The sequence below is a fragment of the Mesorhizobium sp. B3-1-8 genome (assembly GCF_006439495.1).
Lineage (GTDB): Bacteria > Pseudomonadota > Alphaproteobacteria > Rhizobiales > Rhizobiaceae > Mesorhizobium.
The window spans coordinates 91,939-109,619 of the sequence record NZ_VFTK01000013.1 but is presented as its reverse complement, the minus strand read 5'-3'; the positions used below and the strand labels follow the sequence as shown (position 1 = coordinate 109,619).

Sequence of the window (17,681 nt, the reverse complement as noted above, 5' to 3'; positions counted from 1 at the left end):
GGCGGAGCAGGAGCGAAGCGACGCGGCGCAGACCATAGAATGACGAGGTTGGGCGGCTTCAACCAATCCCTGGCGCCGTTTCCGTGAGACAGTGAAACGCCCTGGTTCCCCGACACAGGGATTTTGAAAGGTTGCCATTTGTCACTCTTCCTGGAAATTGCTCTGGACCGCTCGGCTAGGCCAGCTTCTCCTTCAGGAAAGCGATCGTCCTCCCCCAGGCGAGATCGGCGGCTTTCTTGTCGTAGCGCGCGGCCGAGGTGTCGTTGTTGAAGGCGTGATTGGCGCCGTCATAGACATAGACGGTGTATTCGACATGCGCGGCGTCGAGCGCCTTCTTGTAGGCGTCGATGCCGGCATTGGTCCTGCTGTCCAGCCCGGCATAATGCAGAAGCAAGGGCGCCTTGATCTTCGCGGCGTCCTCGGCCTTGGGCTGCATGCCGTAATAGGCGACGCCGGCGCCGAGGTCCGGCGCATGGACGGCAAGTTGGTTGACCGCGCCGCCGCCCCAGCAGAAGCCGACCGCCCCGACCTTGCCGTTGCCGTCCTTGAGGCCCTTGAGGTAGGCGATCGTCGCCACGCCGTCGGCCGCGACCTGGGCAGCGTCGAGCTTGGTGAACATGTCGCGCGCTTTGTCCTCGTCGGACGGCGTACCGCCGAGCGGCGACAGAAAGTCCGGCGCCAACGCGACGAACCCTTCCAGCGCCACGCGCCGGGCGACGTCGCGGATATGCGCGTTGAGACCCCTGTTCTCATGGATGACGATGACGGTGCCGAGCTTGCCCGACTGATCCGCCGGCTTGACCAGATAGGCTTTCATCTCGCCGCTTGAGCCGGGATAGGTGATGTCCTCGCCCTGAACGCGGCTGTCGTCCTCGGCGACGATCGCGGCCTGGGCGGAATTGGCCGCCAGCATCGGCGCGATCGCAGCCGCCGCGGCGCCCGAGCCCGCCAGCTTGGTCAACTGCTCCATGAAGCGGCGGCGGTCGAGCGTCAGATGCGTGTATTCGTCATAGGCATCGATCATCGCCTGACTGATGACAGGCTGAGTGATGACGGGCTTGGCAACGGGTTCGGTCATGGCTGTCCTCGACGATTGGCGGGTGATCCGCAACATAGGGTCGAGAATTGCACGGTCCAGTCACGCCCGGGTGATGATCCCTTGGGGAATCTTAGTAGAGCCGCTGCGCCGACAAGCAGCTTGATTCATCACATTTTGGTCATTTCCGAAAGTCTTGATGGTGCTGTCACATTAGGACACGAAGTTGGCCGAGCCGCCTCGCCGATACGAATGACGAAAAGGGGAATGCCATGAACGCCCAGGACATCATCAACACCGTTTCCTCGAAGGCCGGCCTCGACGAGCCGACCACCGAGAAGGTTGTCGGCACCATCTTTTCCGTGCTGGAGCACGAAGCGGACGGCACCAGCGTTTCGTCCTTCTTCGACCAGATACCCGGCGCCGGTGCGCTGGCGCAGAGATACGACGTGATGGCCGCCGGCGCGACGGCCAATTCGGGCGGCGGACTTCTGTCGTCGCTGCAGGGCGCGCTTGGCGGCGTGCTCGGCGAAAAAGCCGGTGCGCTGATCAACGGCGTCGCCGTGCTGAAGGCGTCCGGCCTCGACATGGCGCAGATCCGGCAGGCCGGCGAAACCTTGATCAAGCAGGCCGAAGCCGCCGCCGGCCCGGACCTGACCAACCAGGTGCTGGACCAGGTGCCGAGCCTGAGGGGCCATCTCGGGCTTTGAAGCGTTCCGAACAGGTCTTGAGCGGCTCGGCCATTCGACGGCGGGGCCGATCCGCTTTCTGACGACCGAAGGCGTCCCACCAGCGAAGCCGCCTAGTCCGCCTCATGGGGAACAAGATAGTTCGTAGTTTTTGTGCCTCGGGTGATTGTTAGGGCGGAATATCCAGGCGGCAGCGAATCGGTGAACGTGGCGTCAACCTCCCTGCACTGGCCAATAATTTCGCCGACAGGGGACTTGGCCAAACGATCCGCCAAGGCCGCTCTGCATTTATCGACGGAGTAGATTTGACGCGCGATTTCGAGCGGCCGACAAGCCCACTCCGGACTGCACGAAAGCAAAACCATTATCGCTGACGCCTCCGGTCCCATTTAGCATTTTCCTGAGCACTCATCCGACGTGACAAAGGACAGTGCGATCAGGTCATCAACGTCGATGCCGCCGCGACCATTGTCCAAAATGTGGGCGACCTTCTGAAATGCGACCATATCATCCACGCTGACGTTGGCCGTCCGCATCCTCTCATGCAGACCCGCCACCTTGGTTTCCAGGGATCTGGAAGTTTCGATCATGGTTTGCCTCCGTTAGTATGTGTGCCAGACGTCAATTTGGTCTTGCAGTCATCGCAGCTGAAGATGCTTACCGCCTTGACCCATGAACCGGTTTTGATGGTCGGCGAGTGGCGGCTAGGGCGCTCGTAACGGATGCTCACGTCTCGCAACTCATTGGAAATCGACACCGTCCACCTCTTGCCCGCCCCTCAACGGATGCCCGCCATCCTGCTGGGGTGACGGGCATCCATAAACTGGCGATGAAGGGACTCATGGCCGCCAGTCGGGGACACAATGAGATAGCGGGCTATATGTTTCGTCCTTGGGACCAATGCTTGTGATGTGCGACTTCAGTCGGAACCGATAGCCGACTGGGGACTTGCGCCGGGAACGAACCAACCGACCCTCCGTTGACCGACTGCCGGAAGCTCCCGCGACGGCGGTTGAGCACGAAGCAGAGGCTCCAGCGCTGGCGGGTTACGCGCTGGAGCCGTCTTAAAAGGTTGGAGCGAGAAAATGGAAGACTATCGGAACAGTGTCCTGGAGGCTCGTTGGCTTCTCGCCGTACCCGTGTCGCTTCTCCTGACCGTCCTGCTGGCGGGCTTCCTGCTTTCGTAGCAGACCGGCCTCACCCGCACCTATTTCGGCAGCGTATAGGCCATCACGTAATCGCCCGGTTTGGTGCCGACCGAGCCGTGACCGCCGGCAACGATGACGACGAACTGGCGGCCGTCGGCCACCGTATAGGTCATCGGCGTCGACTGGCCGCCGGCCGGCAGCCTCGCCTGCCAGAGCTGCCTGCCTGTGGTGAGATCATAGGCGCGCAGATAATCGTCGACCGCGGCGCCCAGGAAAGCGACGCCGCCCGCCGTGATCATCGGTCCGCCTATGCCTGGAACGCCGACCTTGAAGGGCAAGGGCAGCGGCGTCATGTCGTAGACGGTGCCGTTGCGGTGCTTGTAGGCGATGTTTCCAGTCTTGAGGTCGACGCCGGCGACATAGCCCCAGGGCGGCGCCTGGCAGGGAATGCTGAGCGGCGACAGGAACGGTCCCATCACCACCGCGTAAGGCGCGCCTTCGTTGCGGTTCAGCCCCTGCTCGCTGCCCTTGGTGTTGTCGCCCGGCGCCGGCACGTCCGCGCGCGGAATGAGCTTCGAGGTGAAGGCGAGGTAGGTCGGCATGCCGAACATCACCTGCCGCACCGGATCGACCGCGACGCCGCCCCAGTTGAAGACGCCGAAATTGCCGGGATAGATCAGCGAGCCCTGCAGCGAGGGCGGCGTGTAGCGTCCCTCATAGCGCAGCTTCTTCAACTCGATCCGGCACGCCAGCTGGTCAAACATGGTGATACCCCACATGTCGGCGCCGGTCAGCGGCTTCGGATTGAATGAAAGGTCCGACGCTGGCTGCGTCGGCGAGGCATGATCGCCCTCGATCGCGCCGCCGGGCGCGGGCACTTCCTTAACTGGAATGATCGGCTCGCCCGTGCGCCGGTCGAGCACGTAGAGATCGCCCTGCTTGGTCGGCCCGACCAGCGCCGGCACCACGCCGTTCGCCGTGGTGATGTCGACCAGCGACGGCTGTGCCGGCACGTCCATGTCCCACAGATCGTGATGCACGGTCTGCCGCACCCAGCGCAATTGTCCGGTGTTGAGGTCGAGCGCGGTGATCGAGGACGAGAATTTCTCGACATTGGCGCTGCGGCCCATGCCGAGCTGGTCCGGCGTCTGGTTGCCGAGCGGCACGTAGAGCAGCCCGAGCTTCTCGTCGGCGCTCGCGGTCGACCACATGTTGGGAGAGTTGTGGGTGTAGGTTTGCCCGGCGGGCAGCGGCGTCGTCACATCCGGATTGCCGGAATCCCAGTTCCACAGCAGCGCGCCGGTATCGACGTCGAAGGCGCGGATGACACCGGACGGCTCCTCGGTCGAGTAATTGTCGTTGACCGCGCCGCCGACGATGATCTTTCCGGCGACGATCAGCGGCGCCGACGTCGAATAGTAATAGCCCGACTTCGGATAGGGCATGTTGGCCATCAGGTTCAACGTGCCCCCCTCGGCGAAGGACGGACACACCTGCCCGTTGGCGGCGTCCAGCGCGATCAGCCTCGCGTCGGAAGTCGGCAGATAGATGCGCGCGGCGCAAGGCTGGCCGGCGGCGATCTTGGCGTCGGCATAATAGGACACGCCGCGGCATGTCTGGTGCTGGCGGTCGGGGTCGAGCTTGATCTTCGGGTCGTAGCGCCACTTCTCCTTGCCGCTCGCGGCATCGATGGCGATGGCGAAATTATGCGGCGTGCAGATGAACAGCGCGTCGCCGATCTTCAGCGGCGTCACCTGGTAGGTCGTCTCGCCGATATCGTCGGGGCCTTTCACGTCGCCGGTTCGATAGGTCCAGGCCGGCCGCAATTTCGCGACATTGTCAGGCGTGATCTGGTCGAGCGGCGAATAGCGCTGGCCGAAGGGCGTGCGGCCGTAGAAGCGCCACTCGCCGGCCGGCATGTCGCCGCCGAGATTGGCCGCCGCCGCCACCTTCTCGGTGCCCAGCGTGCCGCCGATATCCTTGGGGTCGGCGGTCATCGAATAACCGGCGACCGCGAGCGAGGCGAGCACGGCCAGGATCAGCGGCGCGCGTCCGTCCGGCCCCCGCAGGCCTCGCCTTGCCCATGGCGTCAGCAGCCACAGGGCGATGAGCACGATGACACCGCCGCGCGGACCGAGCTGCCACCAGTCGAAGCCGATTTCCCAGACCGCCCAGCACAAAGTGGCGAGCACGAACAGCGCGTAGAGCCAGAGCGAGGCCGACCTGCGCCTGAACAACAGCCAGGCGGCGATCAGGAAGACCAGGCCGGCGATCAGGTAGTACCAGCTGCCGCCCAGCACCGCGAGCCAGATGCCGCCGCCGCCGAGAATGAGACCGATGAGGAAAAGGACGAGGGAGGTGATGGTGGTGGCCACGAAAGACTCCCGCAGTTATGCGCAGCAGAAAGATCCTCGCTACAAACCTGGAACCAGTATGCTTCCGATTCTCTTCTGCAGCGGCAGTTTCGGTTGGCCCGTGCGCCGTGTCAATTCATGGCGCCGGTCCTCCCACTGCGCAGTCGGCGTTTCGATCCCGCTGGCCGGTGCGTGAGCGAGTGCGCATGCCGGACGGTCTTTCGGAAATCCGTCGGCCGGTGCTATGTCTTGTCGATGGACAGCGTTGCCACAATGCTCCGACGCGCCCGCGACGCCTATGAGAAGCGGGCTTGGGCGGACGCGCTGGGGTTGTTGCGGGCCGCGGACGAAGTCACCGCTTTGGGAACAGACGATCTGGAGCGCATGTTCTGGTCGGCTGGAATGCTTGATCGCGATCCCGATATCGTTGCCGCAGCCGAACGCCTGGTCAAAGCGCACAGCGATGCGGGCCGTGACGATAGAGCGGCATATTGGGCCTGCTTCCATGGCTCCCGGCTTCTGGCATTGGGCGAGCATGGCCGCGCAACCGCATGGCTGCAGCGAGCGCAGCGCCTTGTGGAGAGCTTTGGTCGCGAATGCTCGACACAAGGCTATCTGGCTTTGCTGGCGGCACAGAAAGATCTCAGGGCAGGCAGTGATGAAACATCCGCTGCACATGCAAGGCAGGCGCTTGCGATAGGCGAGCGCTGTCGCGATATCGACCTGGTCGCTTTCGCCAGATGCGTTCTCGGTCGCGCCCTGGTACGGCAAGGGCGCGTCGAGGAAGGCATCGCCTCTCTGGATGAAGCCATGTTGCCCGTCATCGGAGGCGAGCTCTCGCCGGTAGTCACCGGGCTGGTCTATTGCAATCTCATCGCCGAGTGCCGCCAGGTCTATGCGCTCGATCGCTCCCGCGAATGGACGGATGCGCTGTCGGCCTGGTGCGGAGCGCAGCCGCAACTGGTTCAATTCAACGGTGCCTGCATGCTGCACCGGGCAGAGATCATGGAAATGAACGGCAATTGGCCGGAGGCGATCGCGGAGTCGCGCCGTGCGGCATCTTCTCCTGTTGCCAAGGCGGCTCGCGACAACACGATCGCGGGCGCCGCCTATCAAGAAGCCGAAATCCACCGCCTGCGCGGCGAATTCGCCGCCGCCGAGGAGATGTACCGGAATGCCAGCCGGCTAGGACTCGAGCCGCAGCCGGGCATGGCCTTGCTGCGCCTGATGCAAGGTCGCACGGAGCAGGCGGCCGCGACCCTGCGCCGTGTGCTCGCCACCACCGAAGCACCGCTCAGCCGTGCCCGCCTGCTTCCGGCGATGATCGAAATTGCAATCGCCGCCGGGGCGATCGAGGAGGCCCGCAACGCCTGCCGTGAGCTGGAAGCGACCGCCAGCCGGTTCGCGACCGAGATACTGGGTGCGATCGCATCTCAGGCAAGAGGCGAAATCGAAATGCACGACGGCAACGCCGCGGCTGCGCTCGGTCACTTCCGCGCGGCGCTCGCGATCTGGCAACGTGCCGGCGCTCCCTATCTGGAGGCGCGGCTGCGCGTGCTGGCCGGCCAGGCCTGCCGTACGCTCGCGGACGAGGATGGCGCGGGACTCGAATTCGACGCCGCGCGTTCGGTTTTTGTGGAACTCGGCGCCGCGCCTGATCTCGATCGCCTTAACGCATTGGCCAGGCCCGTCACCTCATCGGCGCACGGCCTGACGCGGCGCGAGATAGAGGTGCTGACCCATATCACCACCGGCAAGACAAACAGGACGATAGCGGTCGAACTTGGCCTCAGCGAAAAGACCGTCGACCGTCACGTTTCCAACATCTTCGACAAGCTCGCGGTCAACTCGCGCGCCGCAGCGACCGCCTACGCCTTCCAGCACGGCCTGCTCTAACGCATATCGTCCAAATTGCGCAGCGTTTTGGGGCAACGACAAGTATCGAAACAAAGACTTGGAGCGTCGCCCGAATCCGTTCGTCGCGGCGCGCTTTAGGCACTGCTAGCCCCATGGGGAGAAATCCCCATCATCTTTCCTTTGCCGCATGGGGCCTATCCCCGAAGCGTGTCGACGGGCTGGTTCGCTACTCTTCTCCCATGGCTCACCAAGCCGATGGAGACAGAGATGAACGGACGAACGGAAGTGATTTCAATTCAACAGGCAAATCCGCAAGGCACGGGCGCAATCGGCATAGCGGAGACGAAGGCGCGTGCCGGCGCGCTGCTCGAACTCGGGACAGCCTTCATGAAACTTCAGGCTGACACCGCGCAGACGCAGCTGGGCGACGCGAACATCGACAGCGAGCCGCGCCCCGCGCCGCGAGAGGAGCATTTCGACGTCGTCATCGTCGGCGCAGGCCAGAGCGGCCTTTCCGTCGGTTACTATCTGGCCCGCAAGGGGATAAAGTTCGTCATCCTGGAAGCTCGCCAGCGCGTCGGGGATATTTGGCGCGCGCGATGGGATTCGCTGCGCCTTTTCACGCCGGCGCGCTTCGACGGACTGGCGGGCATGCGTTTCCCGGCCCCGGCCCATTCCTTCCCGACCAAGGATGAAATGGCCGATTATCTGGAAGCCTATGCCGAGAAATTCGCCTTGCCGGTACGCACGGGCGCCAAGGTTGACGAGGTTAATCGCCACGGCGGGCGTTATGTCGTCACCGCCGGCGCGAGCCGTTTCACCGCCGATCATGTCGTCATTGCCGCCGCGAGCTACCAGAAGCCGAAGCTTCCGGATTTCGCCGCGCTGCTTGATCCCGCGATACGGCAATTCCACTCATCCGCCTACCAAAACCCGTCGCAGCTCAGGCCGGGCGGGGTACTTCTGGTCGGGGCCAGCAATTCAGGTGCGGAGATTGCCATGGACCTGGCCGGCACGCACCGCGTCTGGCTGGCCGGCCGGCATCCAGGCCACATTCCCGTGGCCTACAACGGCACCATCGCTCTCCGTGTGGTGATACCGTTCGTTTTCCGCGTCCTTCTCCACCGTCTGCTTTCCGTGGATACGCCGATCGGGCGCAGGGTAAGACCAGCACATCTCGTCCATGGCCTTCCGCTGATCCGGGTAAAGCCGCAACACATGGACGCGGCCGGGATAAACCGGGTTGCGCGCGTCGCCACCGTCAAGGACGGTAAGCCGGTGCTCGAGACCGGCGAGGCTCTCGAGGTCGAGAACGTAATCTGGTGCACCGGCTTCCGGCCCGGACTGGATTGGATCAAGCTGCCGATTTTTGATGAAAGCGGCCGGCCGGGGCAATATCGCGGGTCCGTTACCGGCGAACCTGGGCTCTATGTCTGCGGCCTGCCATTCCAGCACTCCCCCTCCTCGACAATGATCCACGGCGCGGAAAGGGACGCCGGCTACGTGGCGGATGCGATAAGCGAGCTGATGCGGATCGCCAAAAACTAGAACAAAACGTAGACAGTTCTGGTCTTTCGCTGCCGAATCACTACATTCGGGGGCGATGTCGGGCTTTTCCGAGGACATGCCTTTTTTCGATGAACCGAATGCGCGGCCGGCAGCGGCTCCATCCGGCATAGCCGCGCGCGCCATGGCGGCGCGCAGCGGCCAGACCGGCGCGCCCGATTATCTGAAGGGCCTCAACCCGGAGCAGCGCCTCGCCGTCGAGACGACCGAGGGCCCTGTTCTGGTGCTGGCCGGCGCGGGCACCGGCAAGACGCGGGTGCTCACCACCCGCATCGCGCACATCCTTGCCACCGGCAGGGCCTTTCCCTCGCAGATCCTGGCCGTCACCTTCACCAACAAGGCCGCGCGCGAGATGAAGCAGCGCATCGGCCACCTGATCGGCGAAGGCAATGTCGAGGGCATGCCGTGGCTCGGCACCTTCCACTCGATCGGCGTGAAGCTGCTTCGCCGCCACGCCGAGCTTGCCGGGCTGAAATCGGATTTCACCATCCTCGACACCGACGACGTGGTGCGGCTGATCAAGCAACTGATCCAGGCCGAAGGGCTGGACGACAAGCGTTGGCCGGCCAAGACCTTCGCCCAGATGCTCGACAACTGGAAGAACAAGGGTCTCGGACCCGACGAAATCGCGGAAGGCGATGCGCGCAGTTTCGGCAACGGCAAGGGCCGCCAACTCTACAAGGCCTATCAGGAACGGCTGCAGACGCTGAATTCCTGCGACTTCGGCGACCTGCTCTATCACCCGATCCGCATCTTCCGCGCCTATCCGGACGTGCTGAAGGAATACCACCGCAGGTTCAAATACATACTCGTCGACGAGTACCAGGACACCAACACCGCGCAATATATGTGGTTGCGCCTGTTGGCGCAAAGACCTCAGTCAGGGCGCGCGCCATCGGCCGAAGGCCGCAAGCCCGACCGGGCGCCGGCCGGTCAGGCCGCCCACGCGGAGGCCAGCGAGCGGAGCGAGCGCGCGGCCGTGAGCGAGAACAAAGTCAACATCTGCTGCGTCGGCGACGACGACCAGTCGATTTATGGCTGGCGCGGCGCCGAGGTCGACAACATCCTGCGCTTCGACAAGGATTTTCCGGGCGCCACCATCATCCGGCTGGAGCGCAACTACCGGTCCACCGCGCATATTCTGGGCGCGGCCTCGCATCTCATCGCCCATAATGAAGGCCGCTTCGGCAAGACGCTGTTCACCGACCGCGACGACCCCGAGGACGACAAGGTGCATGTCCACGCCGCCTGGGATTCGGAGGAAGAGGCGCGCGCCATCGGCGACACCATCGAGACCTATCAGCGGCAAAAGCACAACCTCAACGACATGGCGATCCTGGTGCGCGCCTCGTTCCAGATGCGCGCCTTCGAAGACCGTTTCATCACGCTGGGCTTGAACTACCGCGTCATCGGCGGCCCGCGCTTCTACGAGCGCTTGGAAATCCGCGACGCACTTGCCTTCTTCCGCGTCGTCGCCAACGGCGGCGACGACCTCGCCTTCGAGCGCATCGTCAACGTGCCGAAGCGCGGGCTGGGCGAAGCCACCATCCGCCAGATCCATGACACGGCGCGCGCCATGCGCGTCCCGATGCTGGAGGCTGCCGCGACGCTCGCCGAAAGCGACGAGCTGAAGCCGAAGCCGCGCGCGGCGCTGCGCGAGGTCGCAGCCAATTTCGAGCGCTGGCAGAAGGCGCTGGAAACCACCCCGCACACCGAGCTCGCCGAGACCATCCTGGAGGAAAGCGGCTACACCGACATGTGGAAGAACGACCGTTCGGCGGATTCGCCCGGACGGCTGGAAAACCTCAAGGAGCTGATCCGCTCCATGGAGGAATATGAATCGCTGCGTTCCTTCCTCGAGCATGTCGCGCTGGTGATGGAGGCCGAGCAGGGCGAGTCGCAAGATGCGGTCTCGATCATGACGCTGCATTCGGCCAAGGGCCTCGAATTCGAGACCGTCTTCCTGCCCGGCTGGGAGGAAGGCCTGTTCCCGCATCAGCGCGCGCTGGATGAAGGCGGACGCTCCGGCCTCGAGGAAGAGCGCCGGCTTGCCTATGTCGGCCTGACGCGCGCTAAGAAGAACCTGCACATCTGGTTCGTCTCCAACCGCCAGATCCACGGCCTGTGGCAATCGACGATCCCGTCGCGCTTTGTCGACGAATTGCCCGAAACCCATATCGATATCGCCGACAGCGGCAACAGCTATGGCGGCTACGGCAATCCCTATGGCGGCGGCGCCTTCGCTTCCGGGCGCGGTGGCGGTCGGCAGAATCCCTACGGCGCCTCGCGCTTCGACAATATCGGCGCCAAGGACCAAGGCAGCTTCTCCAACACCTATGCCACGCCCGGCTGGCAGCGCGCGCAGGCGAACCGCACCGAGGCGACCGACCGCAACTGGGGCACCCGCTCCGGCCATCAGGTGGAACGCATCGGCTATGGCGAGACAGACTCCGGCTACGGCGCCGGCCGCACCTCGGTGAAAGGCCGCACCATCGAGGGCGAGCTGGTCGCCAAATCCGTCGCCGACACGCCATCCGCCTTCAATGTCGGCGACCGCGTCTTCCACCAGAAATTCGGCAACGGCAACATCGCGGCCATCGACGGCAACAAGCTCACCATCGACTTCGACAAGGCCGGCCAGAAACGCGTGCTGGACGGGTTTGTCGCGCCGGTGTGACCGGCCTTCCTACCGATACCGCGCCTGGTTCCACTTATGGCCGAGCAGCGACAGGATGATGATTAGCCCGTTGAAGAACTGGACGTAGAAGCCGCTCAAGCCCGCCGCCACCACGCCGGTCTGGATGAACGACACGGTGACCGCGCCGATCGCGCCGCCAACCACAGTGCCGATGCCGCCCCAGGTCGGCGTGCCGCCGACGAACACCGAGGCGAGCACCGGCAACAGATAGCCGTCGCCCGCCGTCGGCCACCAGGTGAAGTTGATCATCACCGAAAACGTGCCGGCGATCGCAGCGCCGATCCCGACGAAAACGAACACTTTCACCCGAACCCATTTGACGTCGATGCCCATCTGCCTGGCGCTGTCGGGATTGTCGCCGACCACCTTGACCTGCGCGCCGAAGCGATGGCGGTTGTAGAGCAGCGCCGAAAACACAACGAAGGCGATGGCCCAGAATATCTGCACAGGGATGCCCCAGACCTGGCTGGAGAAGATCCTGTAGGCCGAGCTGTCGGCAAGGCCGGTCAGCGCCATCGACTTGCCCTCGTTGATGATCTGGATCAGCCCGCGCAGCAGGAAATTCATGCCGAGCGTGGCGATCAGCGACGACAGCCCGCCATAGACGACCAGCGATCCGACCAGGAAGCCGAGCAGCGTGCCGGTGACGAGCGCCGCCGCGATGCCGAGGAACGGGTCGTAGCCGGCCTGCACGACCAGCGCGAAGACCCAGGAGGCGAAGCCCATCGTCGCCGGGAACGACAGGTCGATCTCCCCGCAGGTGACGACGAAGACCAGCGGCACCACCACGAACAGCGCCACCGGGAGCGTCGTCAGCACCGAGCTGTAAAGGTACCAGGTGGAGAACACGGTCGGGTTGGCGATGATGAACACCGCCATCATGACGACGAAGACGGCGAGCGTGCCGAGCGATGCACGGTTATCGAGGACGAAGCCGCGCAGCCAGTGATCGGAGGGATGGTTCCATTCCTTGCCAACCGCCGCGCCGCGCGCGCTTGCAAGGGGCTTCTGCAGATCGGGTTCCATGGCCTTGCTCATCGCGCTCCGTGCTCCGCTTCGCCGGCTTCCTGCAGTCCGGGCAGCCCGCCCGGATGCGCGACGTCTTCCATGAAATTGATGAGGTCGTCGGCCGACTTGACGTCGCTACGGTCAGCGCTGAGCGCCACCTTGCCGCGGTCGAGCACGACGAAACGGTCGGCGATATCGAAGACATGGTGGATGTTGTGGCCGATGAACAGGATCGAGCGGCCGCTCGCCCGCACCTGGCGCACGAAGTGGAAGACCTTGGCGGTCTCGGTCAGCGACAGCGCCGTCGTCGGCTCGTCGAGGATGATCAGCTCCGCCTGCTTGTAGATGGCGCGCGCGATCGCCACGCCCTGGCGCTCGCCGCCGGAAAGCTGGCCGACGATCGACTGCGGCGTGAACACTTTCGAGGTGAAGCCGATCTCGCGCATCAGCCGGCTCGCTTCCTCGATCTCCTTGTTGACCTTCAGCCAGCCCATGAAGCTGGTGAGCTCGCGGCCCATGAAGATGTTGCGCACGATCGTCTGCTGCACGGCCAAAGCCCGGTCCTGGAACACCGTCTCGATGCCGGCGTCGCGCGAGCGCGCCGCGCTCCATCCGCTGACCGGCTTGCCGCGCACCAGGATCTCGCCGCTGGTCGGCTTGACCACGCCGGACAGGATCTTGATCAGCGTCGACTTGCCGGCGCCATTGTCGCCGATCAGGCCGACCACCTCGCCGCGGTCGACGCTGAGATTGACGCCGCCCAGCGCATAGACCTGGCCATAGGATTTCTTGATGTCGCGCAGTTCGATGATGCGTTCGCCCATGCGATCCTCGCTTGAATTGTCCATCTGCCGGCCTTTGCGCCGGCGATCCGGCCGGCCGGGCCTAATCCCGGCCGGCGGCTTGGGAGGTCAACGCAGCGCCTGCTTGGCGAGCTCGGCGACGATCTCATAATTCTGCGGCGTGACGAAACCCGCGCCGGTATCGACATTCATCGGCGCCAGTCCCAGCACGACCTGCTGGCAAAGGCTGAGGATAGGCAGGTAACCTTGCAGGAACGGCTGCTGGTCGGCCGTCAGCTGCACCCAGCCGCCCTTGAAGGCTTCGACGATCTGCGGGCTGGTGTCGAAGCCGAAATTGAAGATGTCGCCTGGCTTTCGCCCCGCCGCCTGCATGTAGGTGGCGACATTGCCGAGCATCTGTCCGCCGGGATAGCCGACCGCCTTGACGTCGGGATGGTTGAGAAGTGCTGCCGTGATCACCGGAATGGCGAGATTGGGATCGGAAGCCCATTCGCCGCTCGGCGGCGAGGAGAGCTGGATCACCTCGACGCCCGCCTCCTTCAAGGCAGCTACCGTGCCGCGTTCGCGGGCACCGCGGTTTTCATTCTCGAACGGCCCGATCATGATTGCCTTGTCGCCGGCTTTCAGCTTGCCAAGCTTGAACGCCTCGGCGCCGAGCGCGCGGCCCTGCTGCTCCTGCTGCGCGCCGACATAGCCGCCGCCGAACGCTTCCACCACCTTCGGCACCGGCACGTTCTGGTACATCATCTTGATGCCGTCCTTATGCGCCTGCTCGGCCAGCGGCATGATCGCGGCATCGCCCGGATGGCCCATCATGGCGATGCCCTGCGGCTTGACAGCGACCGCCTCGCGCAATTGCTGCACCATTTTCTCGACGTCCCATTGCGAGAAGATGTAGTCGACCTTCGGCCCGAGATCGGCGGCCGCCTGCTTGGCGCCATTGTAGACGATGGTGCCGAAGGCGTCGCCCTCGGCGCCGCCGACGAAGAAGCGGATGTGCACGTCCTTGCACCATTGCGCGTCCAGCGCCTGTGCCGGCAAAGTGGAGATTGAGGCGCAGAGCGCCGTGGCGGCCGCCACGACGGTCGAGCGCAGAACAGTCCTTCTGGTCGTCATGCTCATGCACGTTCCTCCCTTTTGATCCCTCGCATCGGAGGGTTTTCGACAATCGCTCGGCGCGGCGCGCCGCAGTGCCGGCCGGCTCCTCCCGCCGACCAATCCTGACATCAAATTTGGCCTCAAGCCGGATTGGGCAGGTAGCTGGACCCTCCCCTGCATTGCTTCAGATAGTCGAGCGCGCGCGCCTGGCCGGTGATTTCGAGGTCGCCGCGATAGACCGGATCGTGCCAGCCCTCGATGTCGATGGCGCCCTTGTAACCGGCAAGACGCAACTCGCTGATCACCCGCGCCCAGTCGCTGTCGCCAAAACCCGGCGTACGCATCTGCACGAACGGCAGCCGGCCGAACACGCCGTGCTCGCGGATGACGTCCCAGCGCACGGTGGCGTCCTTGCCGTGGACGTGGAAGATGCGCGGCGCCCATTTGCGGATCTGCGGGATCGGGTCGATCAGATAGACGAGCTGATGGCACGGCTCCCATTCGAGGCCGAGATTGTCGTTGGGCAACTCGTTGAACATCAGCTCCCAGGCGTCCGGGTTATGCGCGATATTCCAGTCGCCGCTCGCCCAATTGCCGTCCATCGCGCAATTCTCGAAGGCGATGCGCACGCCCTTGTCGGCGGCGCGTTTCGCCAACGGCCCCCAGACCTCGCGAAAACGCGGGAGGCTGTCGGTCAGCTTCTTGCCGCGGATGCGGCCGGTGAAGCCGCTGACCATGGATGTCCCGAACAGATGCGCATTGTCGATGACGGTCTCCCAGGCCGCGAGCACGCCGCGATCGACCTCGCCGCCTTCCAGCGGGTTGCCGAACACGCCGATCGACGACACGGTAACGTCGGCATCGCCGATCGCTTCGCGGATTTCGCCCGCCAGGCGCTTCAGGTCCTTGCCGCCCAGCGTCTGCCAGAAGAAAGGCTGGATGCTCTCGAAGCCGAGCGGCAGGATCTGCCCGACATAGGCGCCCGGGTCGTCGAGATTGGCCCGCACCATGGTGCCGATCCTGATGTCGAGAAGCGGATTTGCCATCATTGTGCTTCCTTGACGATTGCCACGCGCCGCCCACTCTCCGCGCTCTCGATCGCGCCGAAGACCATGGCCAGGCTTTTGATGTTGTCGGCGCCGCGCGTCTCCGGCTCGGCGCCGGTCTCGATCGCGTGCATGAAATCCTTGATGATGCCGAGATGGCCGTCGACGCGGTCGGTCGGATCGAGCGGCGGTACTTCGATCGGCTGGGTCTTGTCGATGATACCGTCGCGGCCAGACGCAACCACCTCCGCCTTGAGCCCGTCATGGCCGTCCCACAGCACGCTGCCGCGCTCGGCGACGATGCGCCAGCTGCCTTCCCAGCTGGTGCGGAAGCCGTCCGCGCACCAGGAGCCGGCATAGGTGAACACCTTGCCGCCGCCGAGATCGAAGACGGCGCTCGCCGATGAGCCCTGCCGGTACCAGGAATTGGCCGGCTCCCATTCCTGGCAGTAGACGCTGGCCGGTTCGCCGGCGACCATGTAGCGCGCGGCGTCGAAAGTGTGGATCGCCATGTCGAGCAGCAGCACGTGGCGCATCTCCTCGCGAAAGCCGCCGAAATGCGGCGCGACGAAGAAATCGGCGTGGATGCTGGTCGGCGCGCCGATGGCGCCGGAGTCTAGGAAGCGCCTGATGCGCCTGACATTGGCGACATAGCGGCGGTTCTGGACGACGGCATGGACGCGCCTGGCCTTGCGCGCCGCCTTGATGATGGCGCGCGCATTGTCCGGGCTGTCGGCCAGCGGCTTTTCGGTGAGCAAATGGCAATGATGGGCGAAGGCCGAAAGCGCGACTTCGCGGCGGGCAGCCGGGACCACGACATCGAATACGGCGTCGGGCTTGGTCTCATCGAGAACGGCGTCGAGGCTTGTGCTGACCACTGCATTGGAGAGCCCGTATTCGCGCGCCGTCGCTTGCGCCCGTTCGGCATCGAGATCGACAAGGCCGGCAATGGCGAGCCCGTCGATCCGCCTTGCGGCATCGAGCCAGTGCTTGCTCATGGCTCCGCACCCGACCAGGACGACCTTCATCATCCAGCACTCCTCCTCGGCTCGGCCCCTCCAGGCCGAGTGTCACGGCATCCGCGGCATCAACCGTAAACGTTTTTCCGTAAACGTTTACGAGAACACACCCGATGGCGTAGAATGTCAATCGGCTGCTTGTCGAAAATTGTCCCGAAGCCTTGGCCTGAGCGGCAGCCGGTGCTAGCCAAGGCAGGGGGAGAACCGTCCTTGGCGTCCAGCATCCACGACCTTGCGCGTCACCTGAACATTTCGATCGGCACCGTGTCGCGGGCGCTGAACGGCCGCGCCGACGTCAATGCCGACACCCGCCGGCGCGTGCTGGAAGCCGCCAAGCTGCTGAACTACGCGCCCAACCAGTCCGGCCGCAGCTTGCGGCAAGGCGCCACCCATTCCGTCGCCTTCATGCTGCAGCCGCATCCCGGTGACCAGCAATATGGCGAGCCGTTCTTCATCCCGTTCCTGACCGGCCTGCAGGCGCGGCTGGCCGAAAGCGGGCTCGACCTGATCGTGGTGATGGGCGCGCCTGGTGACTACCAGCAGGAGCGCCTGCGCCGCGTCGTCGAGACCCGCCGCGCCGACGCGGTGGTGCTGGCCTGGACCCGGCGCGAGGACGAACGCATCGACTATCTGACCGAGCGAGGCTTTCCCTTCGCAACGCTCGGCCGCAGCCGCTCGGGCGGCAAGTCCTACCCTTCGCTCGATCTCGATTTCGAGAAGGCGGGCAGCGACGCGGTCGACCGGCTGGTCGCGCGCGGCCATCGTCGCATCGCCGCCATCCGCCCGGCGCTCAACCTCAATTTCGGATATCTCTTCCTCGACGGCTATCGCAAGGCGCTGAAGCGGCACGGCATCGAGGTCGATCCCGGCCTGATCGCCGACGGCTTCATCAACGAGGCCGGCGGCTACCAAGTGACGCCGCGCGTCATGCTCTCCAAGGACCGACCGACGGCAATCATCTTCAACAACGACGCCATGGCGCTCGGCGGCTGCAAGGCACTGGCCGAGATGGGCATCCGGCCGGGCCACGACATCGCCGTGACCGTCATCGTCGACACGCCGCTCTGCCGCTATTTCTCGCCGACTCTGACAGCCTTCCGTCCATCGCTTGAGCCGATGGGCCGGAGACTGGCCGAGATGCTGCTCGCCTCGCTTCCCGCCTTCGCCGCCCCCGAAGGCACACGCATCATCCGCGAGGTTTGGCCGCTGGAGCTGGTCGTTCGGGAGAGCGATTGAGCGGAAGCGCTTTCCTTCTCCCCCTGTGGAAGAAGGAAAGAACCTCCGCCTGTCACGCAACCATCACGTTCACGTCCTAGACCGCTTGGCGGCCAGGGCTGGCCGCATCGTCGATGCCGCGCC

Annotated in this window: 13 protein-coding genes; 5 read left to right on the top strand and 8 right to left on the bottom strand. The window is 64.5% G+C overall.

The window, feature by feature from the left end:
- Positions 1 to 175: 175 nt before the first annotated feature.
- Positions 176 to 1,078, bottom strand: coding sequence for a dienelactone hydrolase family protein (locus FJ424_RS14450; RefSeq protein ID WP_140655059.1), 903 nt, complete (start codon positions 1,076 to 1,078; stop codon positions 176 to 178).
- A gap of 230 nt (positions 1,079 to 1,308) precedes the next feature.
- Here FJ424_RS14450 and FJ424_RS14445 point away from each other — a divergent pair, with 230 nt between their 5' ends.
- Positions 1,309 to 1,746, top strand: coding sequence for a hypothetical protein (locus tag FJ424_RS14445; RefSeq protein ID WP_140655056.1), 438 nt, complete (start codon positions 1,309 to 1,311; stop codon positions 1,744 to 1,746).
- Between the two features lie 368 nt (positions 1,747 to 2,114).
- Here FJ424_RS14445 and FJ424_RS14435 read toward each other — a convergent pair whose 3' ends face one another.
- Both FJ424_RS14435 and FJ424_RS14430 read right to left on the bottom strand, forming a co-directional pair.
- Positions 2,115 to 2,315, bottom strand: a complete 201-nt coding sequence (locus FJ424_RS14435; RefSeq protein ID WP_140655050.1) for a hypothetical protein — start codon at positions 2,313 to 2,315, stop codon at positions 2,115 to 2,117.
- A gap of 617 nt (positions 2,316 to 2,932) precedes the next feature.
- Complete coding sequence (locus FJ424_RS14430) at positions 2,933 to 5,248, bottom strand: glucose/quinate/shikimate family membrane-bound PQQ-dependent dehydrogenase (protein WP_140655047.1); 2,316 nt, start codon at positions 5,246 to 5,248, stop codon at positions 2,933 to 2,935.
- 234 nt (positions 5,249 to 5,482) lie between these two features.
- Here FJ424_RS14430 and FJ424_RS14425 point away from each other — a divergent pair, with 234 nt between their 5' ends.
- The 3 genes from FJ424_RS14425 to FJ424_RS14415 all read left to right on the top strand — a co-directional run bounded on the left by FJ424_RS14425 (position 5,483) and on the right by FJ424_RS14415 (position 11,327).
- Positions 5,483 to 7,123, top strand: coding sequence for a helix-turn-helix transcriptional regulator (locus FJ424_RS14425; protein ID WP_140655282.1), 1,641 nt, complete (start codon positions 5,483 to 5,485; stop codon positions 7,121 to 7,123).
- Between the two features lie 168 nt (positions 7,124 to 7,291).
- A complete protein-coding gene (locus FJ424_RS14420) occupies positions 7,292 to 8,632 on the top strand; it encodes an FAD-dependent oxidoreductase (RefSeq protein ID WP_246677239.1) in 1,341 nt (446 codons plus the stop codon).
- 55 nt (positions 8,633 to 8,687) lie between these two features.
- Positions 8,688 to 11,327: a UvrD-helicase domain-containing protein gene (locus FJ424_RS14415; RefSeq protein ID WP_140655044.1), complete on the top strand. Its 2,640-nt coding sequence runs from the start codon at positions 8,688 to 8,690 to the stop codon at positions 11,325 to 11,327.
- A 9-nt stretch (positions 11,328 to 11,336) separates the two neighbouring features.
- Here the strand turns inward: FJ424_RS14415 and FJ424_RS14410 are convergent, their stop codons facing one another.
- The 5 genes from FJ424_RS14410 to FJ424_RS14390 form a co-directional block, all read right to left on the bottom strand.
- Entirely contained in the window at positions 11,337 to 12,386 is a 1,050-nt protein-coding gene (locus tag FJ424_RS14410; RefSeq protein WP_140644119.1) for an ABC transporter permease, read from the bottom strand.
- Positions 12,383 to 13,180 carry an ATP-binding cassette domain-containing protein gene (locus tag FJ424_RS14405; RefSeq protein ID WP_140644117.1) on the bottom strand — a complete coding sequence of 266 codons (798 nt, stop codon included), beginning with the start codon at positions 13,178 to 13,180 and terminating at the stop codon, positions 12,383 to 12,385. Before FJ424_RS14405 ends, FJ424_RS14410 begins: the two co-directional genes overlap by 4 nt.
- Positions 13,181 to 13,267: 87 nt before the next feature.
- Positions 13,268 to 14,281 carry a substrate-binding domain-containing protein gene (locus tag FJ424_RS14400; RefSeq protein ID WP_140644115.1) on the bottom strand — a complete coding sequence of 338 codons (1,014 nt, stop codon included), beginning with the start codon at positions 14,279 to 14,281 and terminating at the stop codon, positions 13,268 to 13,270.
- A gap of 116 nt (positions 14,282 to 14,397) precedes the next feature.
- Positions 14,398 to 15,306: a sugar phosphate isomerase/epimerase gene (locus FJ424_RS14395; RefSeq protein WP_140655041.1), complete on the bottom strand. Its 909-nt coding sequence runs from the start codon at positions 15,304 to 15,306 to the stop codon at positions 14,398 to 14,400.
- Positions 15,303 to 16,334 (bottom strand): Gfo/Idh/MocA family oxidoreductase, encoded by a 1,032-nt coding sequence (locus FJ424_RS14390; protein ID WP_140655039.1) that lies wholly within the window; start codon positions 16,332 to 16,334, stop codon positions 15,303 to 15,305. The genes FJ424_RS14395 and FJ424_RS14390 overlap by 4 nt, the downstream gene beginning before the upstream one ends.
- A gap of 198 nt (positions 16,335 to 16,532) precedes the next feature.
- On the opposite strand from FJ424_RS14390, the gene FJ424_RS14385 reads away from it, so the two are divergent.
- A complete protein-coding gene (locus FJ424_RS14385) occupies positions 16,533 to 17,558 on the top strand; it encodes a LacI family DNA-binding transcriptional regulator (protein WP_140655036.1) in 1,026 nt (341 codons plus the stop codon).
- Positions 17,559 to 17,681: the final 123 nt, after the last annotated feature.

What these genes read in the sequence shown, in the direction of transcription:
- FJ424_RS14445 (WP_140655056.1), top strand. Translation starts at nt 1,309, where the DNA reads ATGAACGCCCAGGACATCATCAACACCGTTTCCTCGAAGGCCGGCCTC.
- FJ424_RS14410 (WP_140644119.1), bottom strand. Translation starts at nt 12,386, where the DNA reads ATGAGCAAGGCCATGGAACCCGATCTGCAGAAGCCCCTTGCAAGCGCG.
- FJ424_RS14395 (WP_140655041.1), bottom strand. Translation starts at nt 15,306, where the DNA reads ATGATGGCAAATCCGCTTCTCGACATCAGGATCGGCACCATGGTGCGG.
- FJ424_RS14450 (WP_140655059.1), bottom strand. Translation starts at nt 1,078, where the DNA reads ATGACCGAACCCGTTGCCAAGCCCGTCATCACTCAGCCTGTCATCAGT.
- FJ424_RS14425 (WP_140655282.1), top strand. Translation starts at nt 5,483, where the DNA reads ATGGACAGCGTTGCCACAATGCTCCGACGCGCCCGCGACGCCTATGAG.
- FJ424_RS14405 (WP_140644117.1), bottom strand. Translation starts at nt 13,180, where the DNA reads ATGGGCGAACGCATCATCGAACTGCGCGACATCAAGAAATCCTATGGC.
- FJ424_RS14415 (WP_140655044.1), top strand. Translation starts at nt 8,688, where the DNA reads ATGTCGGGCTTTTCCGAGGACATGCCTTTTTTCGATGAACCGAATGCG.
- FJ424_RS14390 (WP_140655039.1), bottom strand. Translation starts at nt 16,334, where the DNA reads ATGATGAAGGTCGTCCTGGTCGGGTGCGGAGCCATGAGCAAGCACTGG.
- FJ424_RS14435 (WP_140655050.1), bottom strand. Translation starts at nt 2,315, where the DNA reads ATGATCGAAACTTCCAGATCCCTGGAAACCAAGGTGGCGGGTCTGCAT.
- FJ424_RS14400 (WP_140644115.1), bottom strand. Translation starts at nt 14,281, where the DNA reads ATGAGCATGACGACCAGAAGGACTGTTCTGCGCTCGACCGTCGTGGCG.